The 15,875-nt window shown below is 61.7% G+C and carries 16 protein-coding genes; 3 read left to right on the top strand and 13 right to left on the bottom strand.

From position 1 onward, the window contains the following. Nucleotide 1: 1 nt before the first annotated feature. A complete protein-coding gene (locus R3F07_18520) occupies nt 2–316 on the bottom strand; it encodes a MarR family transcriptional regulator (protein MEZ5278383.1) in 315 nt (104 codons plus the stop codon). Nucleotides 317–593: 277 nt separating this feature from the next. On the opposite strand from R3F07_18520, the gene R3F07_18515 reads away from it, so the two are divergent. Then, the gene (locus tag R3F07_18515) at nt 594–1,046 is read left to right on the top strand and encodes a thioredoxin family protein (GenBank protein MEZ5278382.1); all 453 of its coding nucleotides are present in this window, start codon (nt 594–596) and stop codon (nt 1,044–1,046) included. A gap of 70 nt (nt 1,047–1,116) precedes the next feature. Here the strand turns inward: R3F07_18515 and R3F07_18510 are convergent, their stop codons facing one another. From R3F07_18510 to argH, 8 genes are all read right to left on the bottom strand, one after another. Continuing rightward, nucleotides 1,117–1,713, bottom strand: a complete 597-nt coding sequence (locus tag R3F07_18510) for a DNA-3-methyladenine glycosylase I (GenBank protein MEZ5278381.1) — start codon at nt 1,711–1,713, stop codon at nt 1,117–1,119. Then, a complete protein-coding gene (locus tag R3F07_18505; protein MEZ5278380.1) occupies nt 1,713–2,564 on the bottom strand; it encodes a glycosyltransferase family 2 protein in 852 nt (283 codons plus the stop codon). Before R3F07_18505 ends, R3F07_18510 begins: the two co-directional genes overlap by 1 nt. Then, nucleotides 2,561–3,673: an alanine dehydrogenase gene (gene ald / locus R3F07_18500; protein MEZ5278379.1), complete on the bottom strand. Its 1,113-nt coding sequence runs from the start codon at nt 3,671–3,673 to the stop codon at nt 2,561–2,563. Before ald ends, R3F07_18505 begins: the two co-directional genes overlap by 4 nt. A gap of 55 nt (nt 3,674–3,728) precedes the next feature. Next, nucleotides 3,729–4,835 (bottom strand): hypothetical protein, encoded by a 1,107-nt coding sequence (locus tag R3F07_18495; protein ID MEZ5278378.1) that lies wholly within the window; start codon nt 4,833–4,835, stop codon nt 3,729–3,731. Nucleotides 4,836–4,924: 89 nt separating this feature from the next. Then, nucleotides 4,925–7,426 (bottom strand): glycogen/starch/alpha-glucan phosphorylase, encoded by a 2,502-nt coding sequence (locus R3F07_18490; GenBank protein ID MEZ5278377.1) that lies wholly within the window; start codon nt 7,424–7,426, stop codon nt 4,925–4,927. Nucleotides 7,427–7,554: 128 nt separating this feature from the next. Then, complete coding sequence (gene mutL / locus R3F07_18485; GenBank protein MEZ5278376.1) at nt 7,555–9,372, bottom strand: DNA mismatch repair endonuclease MutL; 1,818 nt, start codon at nt 9,370–9,372, stop codon at nt 7,555–7,557. Nucleotides 9,373–9,449: 77 nt separating this feature from the next. After that, complete coding sequence (locus R3F07_18480; GenBank protein ID MEZ5278375.1) at nt 9,450–10,847, bottom strand: MFS transporter; 1,398 nt, start codon at nt 10,845–10,847, stop codon at nt 9,450–9,452. Next, nucleotides 10,837–12,243, bottom strand: coding sequence for an argininosuccinate lyase (gene argH, locus R3F07_18475; protein MEZ5278374.1), 1,407 nt, complete (start codon nt 12,241–12,243; stop codon nt 10,837–10,839). The genes R3F07_18480 and argH overlap by 11 nt, the downstream gene beginning before the upstream one ends. A 323-nt stretch (nt 12,244–12,566) precedes the next feature. On the opposite strand from argH, the gene R3F07_18470 reads away from it, so the two are divergent. Then, on the top strand, nt 12,567–13,076 hold the full coding sequence (locus tag R3F07_18470; protein ID MEZ5278373.1) for a hypothetical protein: 510 nt from the start codon (nt 12,567–12,569) through the stop codon (nt 13,074–13,076). 31 nt (nt 13,077–13,107) lie between these two features. Here the strand turns inward: R3F07_18470 and R3F07_18465 are convergent, their stop codons facing one another. The 4 genes from R3F07_18465 to R3F07_18450 form a co-directional block, all read right to left on the bottom strand. Continuing rightward, nucleotides 13,108–13,548, bottom strand: a complete 441-nt coding sequence (locus R3F07_18465) for a biopolymer transporter ExbD (GenBank protein ID MEZ5278372.1) — start codon at nt 13,546–13,548, stop codon at nt 13,108–13,110. Nucleotides 13,549–13,550: 2 nt separating this feature from the next. Further along, nucleotides 13,551–13,970, bottom strand: coding sequence for a biopolymer transporter ExbD (locus R3F07_18460; GenBank protein MEZ5278371.1), 420 nt, complete (start codon nt 13,968–13,970; stop codon nt 13,551–13,553). Between the two features lie 128 nt (nt 13,971–14,098). Beyond that, the gene (locus R3F07_18455; protein MEZ5278370.1) at nt 14,099–14,428 is read right to left on the bottom strand and encodes a hypothetical protein; all 330 of its coding nucleotides are present in this window, start codon (nt 14,426–14,428) and stop codon (nt 14,099–14,101) included. Between the two features lie 113 nt (nt 14,429–14,541). Continuing rightward, on the bottom strand, nt 14,542–14,841 hold the full coding sequence (locus tag R3F07_18450) for a DUF1294 domain-containing protein (GenBank protein ID MEZ5278369.1): 300 nt from the start codon (nt 14,839–14,841) through the stop codon (nt 14,542–14,544). 59 nt (nt 14,842–14,900) lie between these two features. Here R3F07_18450 and R3F07_18445 point away from each other — a divergent pair, with 59 nt between their 5' ends. Beyond that, the gene (locus R3F07_18445; GenBank protein MEZ5278368.1) at nt 14,901–15,710 is read left to right on the top strand and encodes an Hsp33 family molecular chaperone HslO; all 810 of its coding nucleotides are present in this window, start codon (nt 14,901–14,903) and stop codon (nt 15,708–15,710) included. The last annotated feature ends 165 nt before the right edge of the window (nt 15,711–15,875 follow it).

Raw genomic sequence — 15,875 nt, 5'->3', positions numbered from 1 at the left:
TTTACAATTTCCCAAGCAGAACGGCCAATTGTGACTTTTCGACCACGCTCAAGGACGAAAATGCCTCCTCCATCAAGGTCCGGTAGGCCGGGAGCATGGCCTTGAGCAGGGCCTGCCCCCCGGGTGTCAGGCCGACCAGGACCCTGCGTCGATCGGTCGGAGGAACGGACCGGACCACCATGCCACGGCGCACCATCCGATCCACCGCTGTCGTGATCGAACCACTCGTCAGCAACAGCTTGCGTCCAACCGCCGACACCGGCATCGGTCCGGATCGGCCGAGCTGGCGCAGGATTCCAAAATCAGATTCACCCATGCGAAACTTTTCGCGAATCCATATTCGCCTGATTTGGCCGAGTCGATGGGCGGCTCGCTGGAGGATTTCCTCCAAGGTTTCTGCCGGATCGGGCGAAGTCACTTGTGTCAAATCGACACTTTTTACCTTGATGTCAAGCCATCGGATCAAAATCAAGGATCGGCTGCATTTCGTGATTGTTTCCCAAATCAAGCCGGTTCATTGTCTTCGTTCCAGCACTACATGACCGTCCGGCCCCTTCCGGGCCACCCCGCCGCCGGAGCCGAATCATTCGAAAATGAATACAGTCCGCCAACTCACCGCCATCCTTGCCTTCGCCGCCGGCGCAGGCACCGCGGGAGTTGCCGGAACCGATCCGATCGCCTGGATGACGAACGAGACCGAAGCGATGGAAATGTCCCTCAAGACAAACCGCCCGGTCTTCATGTTCTTCACCGGATCGGACTGGTGTGTCTGGTCCCAGAAGATGGAGGACGAGATCTTCAACACCCCGGAATTCGCCCGTTATGCCGAGGATCACCTCGTCCTGCTCAAGCTCGCCTTTCCCCGTTCCTACCAACTGCCCGAGTCGCAGATCAAGCACAACCGCGCCCTGCAGAAAAAGTATGATATTTCTGGATATCCGGCCATTGTCGTGACCGACAGTCAGGGCCGGATCATCGGCCGCCTCTCCTATCGGGACGGCGGGCCGCAACCCTTCCTCGGCGAGCTCTCAAAGATGATTGAGTGACTTTCGTTTCGAGGTTCGACAAAGACGCCCGTCCCGCCCTTCGCGGGGCGGGCGTTTTGTTGAAGGCGCCTCAGGACGCTTCCGGGGGGCCGAGTTCCCCGTGCCGGAAACAGTCGATCGTGTGGTCGTTGACCATGCCCACCGCCTGCATGAACGCGTAGCAGATGGTGGAACCCACGAACCTGAAGCCAAGTCGTTTCAATTCGCGGCTCATCCGGTCGGACTCATCGGTCGTGGCCGGCACCGACTTCATCGATGCCCACCGGTTCTGAATCGGCGCGCCCTCCACAAAATCCCAGAGGAAGTCCGTCAGCGTCACTCCCCTCTCCCGCAACTGAAGAACCGCCCGGGCATTGCCCACCGCCGAGGCCACCTTCAGGCGATTCCGGATGATGCCCGGATCCTGCAGCAGCCTCTCCTGCCTGGCCGGCGACCAACGGGCGATCTTCTCCGGATCGAATCCGTCATATACCTTGCGGTAGTGCGCTCGCTTCCGCAGCACCGTGATCCAGCTCAGCCCGGCCTGGGCCCCTTCCAGAATGAGAAACTCAAAGAGAAGCCGGTCATCACGCACCGGCACACCCCACTCTTCGTCGTGATAGGACCGGTAGAGCGGGTCATCCCCCGCCCACCGGCACCGCGTCCTGTCGTCGGCTATTGTATCCATTATTCCCTTACACGTTCTGCATCGGCTTCCGCAGGCGACCCGGGCAATGGAGTCCCCGCCGTTCCGTCCGGATAAGGGTGGTCCCTGAGAGTCTGCCGGACCAGACGGCGCAGGCGCAGGAGGTCGAGGAGCATGTGCAGGCTGTCGACGAAGAGACGGACCCGCGATTCCGGCGAATTGACCCAGCGCACCGGCATCTCGACCACCCGGAAGCCCATGGTCTCGGCCAGCATGATGGCCTCGAGGTCGCAGACGAACCCGTCGAGCATCTGGCGTTCGAAGATGGCCCGGGCCGCATTGCTCCGATAGGCCTTGAATCCGCATTGCGTATCCAACATCCTGCTGTATCCAAATATTCGTACAATGCGGTTGAACGACTTGCCCATCATTTCGCGGACGCGGGATTGCCGCCGGGTAATCAGGCTGTCGGGATGTTGTCGGTTGCCGACGAGGAGGTCAATCCCGGGGTCCTCCGCGAACCGGTCGAGGAAGTAGCCCACATGATTGACCGGCACGCTCAGGTCGGCATCCATGACGAAGATGATTCCGCCACGGGCCCGGTGCACGCCGGTCCTCACGGCATAGCCCTTGCCGCGATGGATCGGGTTGTCGATCACCCGGACCGGCGGACGCCGGGCCGCCACCTCGACCGCCCGCTGCAGGGTGCGGTCGCGGGATCGCTCCACCACCGCGATCACCTCGAAATCCGTCCCCCGGGCGTTCCCGTAATCGGTCAACTCACGCAGGGCGGGCGGCAGACGGCGTTCTTCATTGTAGGCCGGGATGACGACGGAATATTCGGGTACCGACCCCCGTTCCGGAGGCCGCGTCCCGCGGGCTTCGGCCGTCACGTGCCCAGCAGATTCGAGATCTGCGGATGAATCGCCCGGCCGCCCATGGTGTTGATGCCTTTGGCCAGGCCCCGCACCTCTTCAAGAGCGCGGCTCAGCCCCTTCTCCGCGATGGCCACGACGAAGGGTTCGGTCGCCTGGGTCAACGCGATGGTCGAGGTTCGCCCCACCAGAGCCGGCATATTGGGCACCGCATAGTGGACAACCCCGCTTCGTTTGTAGGTCGGCTTTTCGACCGAGGTCGGACTGATCGTCTCGATGCACCCTCCCTGATCAACCGCGATGTCGACGATGACGCTTCCGGGACGCATCGCCCGGACCATGTCGGCGGAAACAATGACCGGAGCCTTGGCAGCCGGGATGAGGACCGCGCCGATCAGGAGATCGGCCGAAGCGACCGCCTTTTCGATATTTCCCGGATTGGCCAGGAGAGTGACCACCCGGCCCTGATATTCGGAGTCCAGAAAGTCCAGCTTTCGACTGTCGATATCCAGCAGGGTCACCTGGGCGCCCATTCCCACGGCGATCCGGCAGGCGTGGGCCCCTGAATTCCCGGCCCCGAGGATGGTCACCCGACCCGGATTGGTTCCCGGCACTCCGCCCAACAGGACCCCGGACCCCCCGTGCTGACTCTGCAGAAAGAAAGCGCCGATCTGGACGGAAAGCCGCCCGGCGATCTGCGACATCGGTTTGAGCAGTGGAAGACTGCCGTCCTGGGACTCCACCGTCTCATAGGCGATGCCAAGAATATTGCGCCTGAGCAGGCATCGGGCGAGCGGAAGGCAGGCGGCTAGGTGAAGATAGGTGAACAGGGCCTGCCCGTCACGCAGCAGTTCATACTCCGGTTCCAGAGGCTCCTTGACCTTGAGAATGAGGTCCGCCTGATCGAAGACCCGCTTGGCCGTGCTCACCACCCGGGCGCCGGCCGCCTCATACTCCGCATCGGTGAATCCGGCAAACTGGCCGGCTGATTTCTGAATGACGACATGGGCGCCCATCGCCGTCACCCGGCGACAGACCGTCGGTGTCATCGATACACGAGTCTCTCCGACCTTGATTTCCTTGGGAACGCCGAAAGTTACCATTTCCGCCCGACGGTATGAAGCCACCGTCAAATGGCAACCTAAGAGGCGTTCTCCAAAGTGACGAAATCGGAGAAAGCCTTCAGGTTTCGGAAGGGAAAAGAATGACCTGAACCTGCTGATGCCAGTCGGCGATTCCGCCGCCGGCCTGCTCGGGAATGACTGTCATGATCCGACCGTCCGGCAGGGTCTTCGCCGCCGGTGCTCCCGGGGTCACCAGGTAAAGTTCGGGTCTGAGACGGATATCCTTGGACTTTTCCTTTGATCGAATCCGCCGGATCTCGCCCGAATTGACGATGGCGATCGCGGTTCCCGCGGGCGTGATGAACGCACCGGCGACCGCCGTCAGGCCACTGCCAACCGTCTCGACCGACCCTCGCTCTGAGAAATCGCCGCGCGGCAACCGGAAAACCGCGCCCCCGAGAGGTCCCATGCCGCTCCCGGTCGTCGCCATCAGACTGTTGCTGGCGGCGTGCCAGAAGAGAGTGGTCGGCCCATTGGCCACCCCGAGGAAATCGAGGCCCTCGGCTCCGTTCCCGGCCGCGACGGAATCGAGCTGATCCGCCGGGATTCGGATGATCCCGGCCCGTCCATCCACCGGAGGGGATAGATTGGGTCCGCCCGAGCCGCCATCGCACACAAAGAGATCGCCGGCGGGGTTGAAGCAGATACCCAACGGGTTGACCACCCCGTGACCGAGTGATTGCGAAAATCTCGTCCCGGGACCCATCAGCAATTTGCCGACTATCCGACCCGATTCCGGATCAATGGCAAAGACCCCGGTTTCCAGATCAAAGGTGTTCCGGACAAGCTCGCCCGATCGATTGACCACCCACGCGCCACCCTGGCTGACAAAGATCGTCCCGGCGGCAAAACGACCAATCTCCACCGGAAGGATTGCGATGCCCATGGGACCTCCGAGGCCGGTCACAAAACGGTCATCGATCATGGAAAGGGTGCCATCGGCAGCCACGGCCACTTTGCTGACCGCCCCACGACCCGACACCCAGCCGTACTCACCACGGGCGGAATTGACGACGAAAAGGAGGTCGCCGCTCAGGTCGAAGGCGCAACTGATGGGATTGTCAAAACCGGTCAGGGTCTGATAATGGACCGGACGGTCAGCCGAGAAGCCGGCAGTCGAAACCAGAGCGAGCAGGAATGGGATGATTGAGTGACAACGGTACATGACGGTTCGGTGGGTCGCCCGTCCAGACCCCGCAGAGGCCGAGGGGTTCCCGAAAAGGACAAACTGGGGGCGATCTCAGGAAACCGTGATCACCGAACCCGCACCGGGTCAAGTTTCCAGATCTCACGCGCATACTGGCTGATCGTCCGGTCACTGGAGAATTTGCCCACCCGCGCGGTATTGAGGATGGCCATGCGGGCCCAACGGACCGGATCCTTATAGGCCTCGTCGACCCGCTCCTGGCAGGCACAGTAGGCCGCATAATCCGCGAGGACGAGAAACGGATCGCCCCGTTCAAGAAGACTCTGCCTGAGTGAAGTCAGGCTTCCCCGCTCGACAGGTGTGAAGTAGTCCGAACCGATCCAATCGACGACGTGCCTGAGGTTCTCGTTCTTGAAGTAGCAGGACCAGTTGTCATAGCCCTCGGCCACCAGATTCTGAACCTCCTCAACGGTCAGTCCGAAGATGAAGATATTGTCGTCACCCACTTCCTCGCCGATCTCGATGTTGGCACCATCGAGGGTCCCGATGGTGACAGCTCCGTTCAGCGCCAGCTTCATGTTACCGGTTCCTGAAGCTTCCTTGCCCGCCGTCGAGATCTGCTCCGAAACGTCGGCCGCCGGAATGATCCGGGACGCCAGGGATACCCGGTAATTGGGCAGGAAGACGACCTTCAGCTTGCCCTTGATCCGCACATCGGTGTTGATGACGGCCCCCACCGCGTTGATCGCATGGATGATCGTCTTGGCCAGTTCGTAGCCCGGGGCGGCCTTGGCCGCAAAAATGAAGACCCGCGGAGCGATGTCGAGGTCGGGATTCTGAAGCAGACTGCGGTAGAGGGTCAGGATATGGAGCAGATTGAGATGCTGCCGCTTGTATTCATGGAGACGCTTGATCTGAACATCGAAGATGGCGTTCGGATCGACCGATACCCCGCATTCGTCCGCGATGACCTTGGACAGGTCCACTTTGTTGGCATGCTTGATCGCCATGAACTCCCGCTGGAAATCGGGGTCGTCGGCCAGCGGCTCCAGCTTCCTGAGCAGATTGAGGTCCTTGGGCCAGCCATCCCCGATCCGTGAAGTGATCAACTGGGCGAGACGCCGGTTGCAGGCGAGCAGCCAGCGGCGTGGGGTGATCCCGTTCGTCTTGTTGTTGAACCGATCCGGATAGAGCTCGGCGAATTCCGGAAAGAGGTGACTTTTGATCAGCTGGGAATGAATGGCGGCGACCCCGTTGACGGAATGGCTGCCGACCACCGCCAGGTTGGCCATCCGGATCATCTTGCTGCCGTTTTCCTCGATCAGCGACAGAACCTGCTTCTTGGAGACATCGCCCGGCCACTTCTCTTCGACTGTCTCCATCAATTCCGAATTGATCCGGTAGATGATCTGCAAGTGCCGCGGAAGGATCCGCTCAAAGAGCGGCACGCCCCACTTCTCCAGCGCTTCGGGGAGCAGGGTGTGATTGGTGTAGCCGAATGTCTGCGTGACGATCGACCAGGCATGGGACCATTCCAGCATTTCCTCATCGACGAGGATCCGCATCAACTCCGCGACCGCCACCGCCGGGTGGGTGTCGTTGAGTTGCAGGGCCACCTTGCCGGCAAAGCCTTCCCAACCGCTGTTGCTCGTGCGGTAGCGGCGGATGATGTCCCGCAGTGAACAGCTGACGAAGAAGTACTGCTGGACCAGCCGGAGCTCCTTGCCGTTTTCCGTCTTGTCGTTCGGGTAAAGGACCTTCGACACGGTCTCGCCGACCGCCTTTTCCCGGACCGCCTCGACATAACCGCCCTCGTTGAAGACATCGAGGTCGAACTCCTCGGACGACCGGGAGGCCCAGAGGCGGAGAAAGTTGACCGTGTTCGTCTCGTAACCGCAGATCGGGATGTCGTAGGGCACCCCCAGCACATACTGCGTGTCCACCCACCGGGGACGGACATTGCCGCGGTCGTCGAAGACGTTTTCGACCCGACCGTAGAGTTGGACCCGGACCGTGTATTCGGGACGGACGATCTCCCAGGGCGTTCCGAATACCGTCCAGTTGTCCGGATGCTCCACTTGATGACCGTCGACGAACTCCTGGCGAAACAGGCCGAATTCGTAATGGATGCCGTAGCCGATGGCGGGCAGATCAAGCGTGGCCATCGAATCGAGGAAACAGGCCGCCAGCCGGCCGAGACCTCCATTGCCCAAACCCATGTCGACCTCCTCCTCCCGGATCTCCTCGAAATCGAGACCAAGTTCGGACAGGGCGTCACGGGTCTGATCGTAAATGCCGGAATTGATCAGGTTGTTCACCAGCAGGCGTCCCATCAGGTACTCGAGCGAAAGGTAATAGACCCGCCGGGCGTTCTTGTTGTGGTGGGTGCCCTGGGTGCGGATCATCCGCTCGATGATGCGATCGCGCACCGCCATCGAGGTCGAGATCCACCAGTCGCGCAGCGTCGCCGTATGCGGATCGCGCGCCAGGGTGTATTTGAGATGATTGCAGATCGAGAGCTTGATTTCCTCGACCGATTCACCGGTGGAGAACTTGAAGCTGTTTGCGGCAGCCTTCTTTTTCGGTGATTTCCTGGTTGCTGTGGCCATGGAGCAAAGTGGAATGAATGGTTTTTCGCGTGGTGAAAAGGGAATTCCCCAGATTGAAGATCGGCAGGAACTGAAGCAGATGGAGTGCCGTCAGGACCGACAATCGCCCGGATTGCCGATTCTCAGGGTCAGAAGAGAGCGTCCGTCGAGGTTGCGCGCCCTTTGTGAAAACGCCTGTTCAATTCACCGGAATCCAGCTCGATGTAGGTGGGCCGTCCCGATGGGTCCGACTGGGGAACCGAGCAGGCAAATAGGGCTCGGATCAACCCGGCCGCTTCTTCCGCGCCGGGAATCTTGAGACTGTCCGTCAGTCGCCTGCAGGCCATCCGGGCAAGTGCTTCCGCCGCCAGATCGGGTTTCCGGCTGGAGAGGCTCCCCTGTCGAATCAGGCCGACCAGGTCCCGCAGAAAATCCTCGGCCCGCTCCGGCTTCAGCCAGACCGGGACACTCTCGAGCCGAAAGGTGTTCCGGCCGAAGGGCGCCACCTCGAAGCCATGACTGCCGAAAAACTCCAGATGATCGACCACGATGGTCCCGCCGATCGGGTCGAATTCGACCGGGATGGGAAAGAGCAGACGCTGGCCCGCCGCCTCCCCCTCCCGGAATTCCCGCATGAGCCGTTCAAACCAGATGCGCTGCTCGGCCGCCCGATGGTCAAGCAGGACCAACCCCGCCCCCGTCTCAAAAAGGAGATAGGTCGCCTGCAGGGACCCGATCAGAACCCAATCCACCGGCTGAATCGAAGGCCGCGGCGGCACGGCGACCGGCTCCGTCCTCCCCACCGGCGGCTCCGGCGGCCGCGGACGCGCAATCACCCGGGAGGGACCGGGCAAGGCCCCGGATCGAACCGGAGTCGCGGACCCCGGCGCCGCGCTTTGCCCGGACACATCCTCCGCCCGCTCCGTCGGACGGCTTCGGGAGATGTCTGCCCGGTCGGGCGAGTGTTCAACGGCTCCGGGAGTCCCCCGGGTCTCGCTCGATCGCAATCCATCGAGAACCGTCCGGATGGTGAAACCGCGGACCCGCGGTTCGTCCCGGAACCGGATTTCCCGCTTGGAGGGATGCACATTGACATCGACCCCGGCCGGGTCGATCGAGAGAAAGAGAAACGCAACCGGATAGCGGCCTTTGGGAATCAGGGTGTGGTAGCTCTCTAGAATCGCGTAGGCCAGGGTCCGGCTCTCGACCGGCCGTCCATTCACGAAAGTGATCATCTCATGCCGAGTTCCCCGCCCCACCCCGGGACGGCCCAGCAGGCCTTCGATCCTCAGATCGCCCTCGGCACCTGCGACCGGCACCACCAGCTCCGCAATCTGCCGGCCAAAGATCTCTGTCACCCTCTCGAGAAGGTCGGGACAGACCGGCGATTGGAAGACCGGCCGTCGATCCTCGATCAGGTTGAAAGCCACTCCCGGTGAGGCCAGGGCATACAACCGGGCGGACTGCACGATGTGCCCGGCCTCGGTCCGATCCGATTTCAGGAATTTCCGACGGGCCGGGACCGTGTTGAAGAGCCGGGTGATCACGATTCGCGTTCCCACCGGCATCCCGCAGTCCCGGACATGAAGAAGCTTGCCCCCGTCGATCACGATCTCGGTCCCGGACTCCTCCCCTTCGGCCCGCGAGCGAAGCACAAAATGCGAGACGCTTGCAATGGAAGGCAGGGCCTCCCCCCGAAAGCCGAAGCTGATCACCCGATCCAGGTCCGTTGCCTCCCGGATTTTGCTCGTCGCGTGCCGTTCGATGGAAAGCAGGGCGTCGTCGCGGCTCATGCCCCGTCCGTTGTCCTCGACCCGGATCAGACTGCGGCCCCCGCTGGCGTATTCGACCTCGATTCGGGTCGCCCCCGCATCCAGGCTGTTCTCCACCAATTCCTTCACAATGGACGCGGGCCGTTCAATCACCTCGCCGGCGGCGATTTGATTGGCCACTCGATCTGGCAGCACGCGGATCACACCCATAGAGGAAGATGAATCCCTGACAAATGAAGGAAAATGACAAGGACTAACCCGTCCCCCATGGGTCACTCGACTTTGCCTTTCGCACCTTCCCTTGCCCATCCCGACTCACCCAGCCCAACCAGATTGGTCATGGCCCGAAACGGACGGAATGCCAATACGCCGGGCAGACGCTCCCCGCTCCAGGTCGCATTCCGTGGCAGTCGCCCGACAAAGGCAAAAAGCCCGATCACACTCACGATCACCGCCGCGAAGAAAATCCGGAAAACCCCGACATCGACCGACGCCACCGGATCCGTCCCCCGCAGAAAGCCCCCCCAGACAATGGGCGCCAGGCCGCCGCTCAGGGCGATGCCCGCGCTGTGGATCGCCACCATCAGGGCGCGTTTGCCGGGTTCCACCACCTGCGGCAGATAGTTGAGGTTGGCCGAAAACCACATCGAAGCCGCCAATCCCAACATGAAATACGCGCCATGCAGTCCCGGTGAACCGGATACCTGCCCTCCTAGAAAGAAAAGCCAGTAGACCGCCACCAGGGCATAGATCGTCAGAGCCATGCGGAAGAAGGGCCGGGGACCCAGGTGATCGATGCGGGACCGGATGAGAAGCGCTCCCGAAATCGCTCCGGCATACTGAAGGGTGGTCAGGACAAGGATATGGGAGGCGGAGAACCCCGGTCCGGCCTTGAGGAAGTAGGCACAGAAGGGCGGGATCGGCGTCACCGTGACCGCAAACCAGACGCCAATGAGAAGCAGACGCCGAAACGGGCCGGAACGGGCCACGATGCCCGGAGATTCATGAAGAACAGCTGCGAGATTCAGGCTTTCCGGTGGAGTCGGACTGGGCAGTCGGTAAAGCGAGATGAAGCTGAGCACCGAGCCGCAGATCGCCACCAGATACTCGATACGGAAAGCCTCGTAGAGAGGCAGAACCCGGAAGAGAATGGCACAAAGAAGCAGGGTGCCGGCCCCGGCAACGCCGGCCACGATCTGGTCGGTGGCAAAATAACGGCCCCGGATCCGCTCCGGCAGAAGCGTGTAGAGCCACGGCAACCAGGCCGCCACTCCGAGCGAGCGGAAGAGACAGAAGAAGAAGACCGAACCGATCAGCAGACGCACCAGGGTCCGGCTGCCCTCCTCCGGCGCCGCCACCGCAATCCCCAGGGGAATCAACAGGAAGAGGCTGCGCAGTCCCCACCCCGTCAGCATGACAGCCTTGAAACCGAAGCGGGAAACCCCGGCCGTGGTCAGGATCTGCAGCGGCGTCATCAGGAATACGAAGGCGTAGGCCAGACCCACTTCGAAGGTAGACGCCCCCAGGCGTTCACAGAACAGGACCATGGGCGTCCCCAGGGCAATCTGCCAGCTCAGGGCGTTGAAGAACCCAAACCCCAGCGCCGCGCGGAAGGGCTTCAGCGAGAGGGATCCGTCAGCCTCGGCGACTGCCTGCGGTTCAGCCGACACCGAGATAGCGGCGCCAGCGCCGGACTTCCCCGGCCACCCGTGAGGGACCGGGCATCCCGATTCCCTTGCGTTTTGCCATCGCCTTCTGCAGGTCAAAAACCTCCCGCCAATCCTTTGTCAGCTTGGGATGGATACGGGCGGCCCGCTCGTCATCGACCGCGTTGAGCGCGACATGCTCCGCCTCCGCCGCGCCGACGAGCGCGCCGACCGCGTGGTGGGCCTCACGGAAGGGCACGCCTTTCTCCACCAGGTAATCCGCGAGGTCGGTCGCCAGGAGGGCCGGATCGGTCACCGCAGCCGCGCAGCGGAATGGATCAATGACCATCGTCTCAAAGGCACCCGACGCCACGTCGAGGCAGATGGCCGTCTGGTCGAAGGAATCAAAGATTGGGACCTTGTCCTCCTGCAGATCCCGGTTGTAGGTCAACGGCAGCCCCTTGGCCATGACATGGAGGCTCGTCAGGTTACCCTGCAGCCGCGCCGACTTGCCCCGGATCAACTCGAACGAATCGGGGTTGCGCTTCTGTGGCATCAGGCTCGAGCCGGTTGAAAAGGCATCACCGACTCGGGCGAACCCGAATTCCTGAGAACACCAGAGGATGACGTCCTCCGCCATCCGGGAAAGATGCAATCCGGTCAGGGCGCAGGCAGATGCGAACTCGATCAGGCAATCCCGGTCCGCCACCGAATCCATGCTGTTGCGGGTAACCCGCGGGCGCCCCTTGCGGTCGACAAATCCCAAGGCGATCGCAGTGAAGTTCCGGTCAATCGGCAGAGTGGTCCCGGCGAGGGCGCCGGCACCCAACGGACACCAATTGGCATGGTCGGTCGCCACGGTGAACCGCTCATGGTCGCGCTCCAGCATTTCCAGGTAGGCCAGAAGGTGGTGGGCGACCGAGACCGGCTGGGCTCGCTGCAGGTGCGTGAAACCGGGGATCAGAATGGCGCGATGGCGATCCGCCACCTCCAGAATAACCCGCTGCAGGGTGCGGATCCGGGTCTGGATCCCGCCGCAGGCGTCCTTCAGGAATAGCCGGATATCCGTGGCGACCTGGTCGTTGCGGCTCCGGGCTGTGTGCAGCTTGGCTGCGGCCGGGACGCGGGCCGTCAGGGCCTGCTCGATGTTCATGTGAACGTCTTCGAAACGAATCTGCCACTCGAATTCCCCTGCCCGAATCTCCTCGCCGATCACCCGCAGGCCCGCTCGGATCGCCCTGTGCTCGGCTGCGGTGAGAAGACCGACCTTTTCCAGCATGGCGGCATGGGCCTGGCTGGCCTCGATGTCAAAAAGAGCCAGTCGACAGTCGAAAGAAACCGACTCGCTGAACGCCAGCATCAGTTCCGCCGGTCCCGCCTTGAACCGCCCACCCCACGTCGCTTGAGATTCCTTTGCCATGAATCCGAGCGTCAGATCCGCCCCACCCCATGGCAATGCGAAAGATTCAAAGGCAGGAGGTCGCAACCCTGCGGATCCACTCACGCCAGGGCGCAGCGGCCCTGACGCGCCGCGGATTGTCGCTATGGCAACCCGATGGGGTTCCACCGGATGCTTCGCAGCTGGCCCGGGACGACCAGCTCTACCCTGTCAACACCGGCTCCCCCTTTCATTCTTCCACTCTCCCTGTCCTTTCAGGGAGTCCCCACTCCGCCCCCCGCTCAAAGAGGCTTGATCCCAACCAACCGCGACGAAAGATTGCCTGCCTGTATTGCCGATTGCTCGTGTCCGACCATTTCCAACGTTGCCTGCTTCTCCTCGCGGGGATCACCCTCTTCACCCTCCCGGCCATGAAGGCTGAGTCCAGTCTGGTCGCCGAGCGACCCGAATTCCGCGCCGTCACGGTCGACTCGGCCAACGCCAAGGACACCCCGGCCATGCGGATCCGGCTCGAATCCGGGACCTTTCAACGCACCGAAACCGGCTACGAGTCCACCTACTCCGCCAGTGTTCTTCCCTTCTTCTTCTTCAGCGAGGCGGGGTCCATCCGCATAGAGGTTTCTTCCGAGTCGCTCCGTCAACTCGAAGCCGGTGGGGTCATCTCCTTCACCGGACAGGCCGTCAATCAGAACTCCAAGGAACGAAGGATCGAAGGCCGGGCCTACCCCGACGATCCTCTCACCGGCCAGATCCGCATCGTCATCTTTGTCGGCAAGATCGAGCTGATCTTCAAATCCGCCTACCGCTTTGTCGGCGAGTCTCCCCAGGAAGACACGGCTCCGACTGCCCCGTAGGGCGGCCAGCCGCTCTTCAAAGCCCGCTACCTCACTCGTCCACCGCAAAGGCGATGGCATGAATCCCGGCCGAGGCGCAGGCGTCCATGACCCGGATGCCCCACTGGTGAGGCACGGTTTCTTCCGGGGCAATCGTGACCGAGGCATCGACCCGGTTGGCTTCGGCGGATTGCCGGAAGCGGGAAAGCATGGCCGCGAGATCGGTCAGGCGCACTGCCGTGGCCAGACCATATCCGAACTCATTGACCACAATCTGTCCGTCAGCGCGGATCTCGATGATCTGCTCGTCCGGCAGATCGAGTGGATCCGACTGTTCGACCGTCCCGGGCAGTCCGAACGAAATGTCCGCCTCCTGGCGCTGCAGTGACGCACTCACCATGAAGTAAATAAGGAGAAGGAAAACCACGTCGATCATCGGCGCAATCGGCACAGCCGGCCTCGGGCGGGAACGCTGTCTCAAGGCAACCGCCATGGTCAGGCTCCGTTCCTGAGCTGGTGGGTGGCATAGATGATCTCGGTCGCCCCCGCCTCCCCGCAGATCTTCAGCACCGGCTTGATCACTGAAAACGGGGCATCGCCGTCCGCGCGAACCTGGATTTTCAGATCCGGCTGCCGTCCAAGCTCACTGCGCAATCGGGAACCGAGTCGGTCGAGGGTGACCGGCGATGCGCCGACAAAGACCGAACCATCCCGCATGACAGATACAATTCCTCGGTTGCTCAGGTCGTCAGGGACCTCGCTCTCCCCTGACTCCGGCAACTCGACCGGCACGGTCTTGGTTGCCTGGGCGAGGGAGCTGACGCACATGAAGAAGACCAGGAGGAGAAAGACCATGTCGATCATCGGCGCCATCTGGAACTCCTCCGGCTGGCGGGATCGACGACGGGTGCGCATACCGTCGAGCCTTGCCCAAAGCCGATCCGCCGCCAATTCAAAAAAAGAGGCTGAGTCCGCGGAATCCTGGTCCGACACCCGCATGCCCGGAGACAGACCTGTCCCCTCGGCAAATCAGGGTCGGAAACTCAACGCCGGCCGCTGCCGTTCGTGGTCAGCGTTCGGTCGAGAAATTCAAAAAGATGGGCACCCAGACGCCGGGCTTCGTTCTCGGGAATCGGGACACACCGACTTCTCAGGTAATCAAGGGGGATCGACGTCTCCGTCACGCACCAGCCCTCGTTCACCGGCAACTCTGCCACGCCTTCGACCGAAAGCGATTTCGACGATCCTTCGCGCGCCCGCCCATCATACTCCCAAGGACGATTTCCCTGCCGATCAAAGACCGCAAGGATACGATCCAGCAAGGCGCCGTTCTCCCCGACAACCCGATAAAATAGGAAGCCACCATTCGCCATAATTCCAAACCCCTCTGAGTAGAAACACCTAAGGAGAATCCAGTGTTTTGTCCACACTGAACTGGGGTTTTTACCCTGGATTCCAAACGCGACGGAATCCGGCCAGGATGCCCTCAATTGCCTGATCGTTTCCAGAAATACATCACCATCAGAATGATATGCACTGCAACGATCCATCCGGTCACGAATTGAAACCCGGCCTTCCGATTCTTGTGACGAAAAACCTGCTGGGCCAGGATCGCCCCAGGAATCCCACCGACCGCCGCCAGCAGATGGAGCCGCCGCTCAGGAACCCGCCAGCGGGACTTCCCGGCCGCCCGCTTGTCCCATCCATAAACCACCAATGTGACCAGACTCCAGGCTCCATACCACCAGAACACCCAGATCAGCGGAATGTCGGTCAAAACATGCATTCGAGAAATTCGATCCCCGGTTCGACTTCACCGGCAAACTCTTCTTCCTTTAGGAGAGAATGATGCCACCCTCAAGTCGAGATCCCGAAATCTCGGGAGTCCGGATTGAATCCCGCTTTGTCCGCTACCGGAATGTCCTGGTCACCGAAGCCGATTTCACCGGGCTCTTTGTCGATTACTACCTGCATCTCGTGGATCACGGTCTGCAGGTCCAGCCCGATGGCGACGACATCTTCAAACAGGGTCTGACCGCGTTCACCCTGCATTGTGCGTCGCGTCCCCGGAATGAAATGGTTGCCTGGACCATCAACTTCCAGACCCCGCTTCTCAATGTCTTTCTGGCCGGGGACAATGGTCCATCGACGGTGACCGGGAGGATCTTTGAAGAAAATGTGCGTGAGGCCGACCATGGATTGTTCTTCTCCGATGTCGTCCGTGGTCGCAGTCCCGTTCACCGCAGCACGATTTCCTTCCCCGGCGGAAGTCCCTTTCAAGTCGTTGAAAGCTACTACCGGCAAAGCGAACAGCGCATCGCCCGGTTCATTCATCTGGGCGGGGACCGCTTCATGCTCCTGACCTCCCATCCCGACTGTGATCTCAACTGGTTGACCCGCACGACCGAAGACGAACTGCGCGAACTGGACAAGCGGGAGACCCTCGCCCCGATTGAACGCCGGACCTACTCCTGGTCATGCGGCTGCAGCCAGCAGAAGATCCTCAAGGTTCTCGCCCCGACCATGCGCTCGGATCCCGATGGCCTCTTCGCCGGCGACGAATCGCTCCGCCTGAACTGCCCGCGCTGCGGTGCCCGTCACCTTGTCACCCGTGAGACCCTTGAAGCCTTTGTGGCGAGCCAGGACAAGAACTGAGTAGCTCCCCAACCGCAGGATGCCCCCGCAAACAAACACCCACCGGGGATTTCCGTCAGACGCAAGCCGAGGTCGCTCCGTTCCTGCCGATACCCTCTCGATTGAACGCATTCGGCGGGAAGGCCATCGCCGGTCATCGGCCGCGCTGATTCCTTCCACCCGAGG

The organism is Opitutaceae bacterium (assembly GCA_041395105.1).
In the GTDB taxonomy this organism is placed as follows: domain Bacteria; phylum Verrucomicrobiota; class Verrucomicrobiia; order Opitutales; family Opitutaceae; genus B12-G4.
This window is presented reverse-complemented; position numbering and strand designations above follow the sequence as displayed.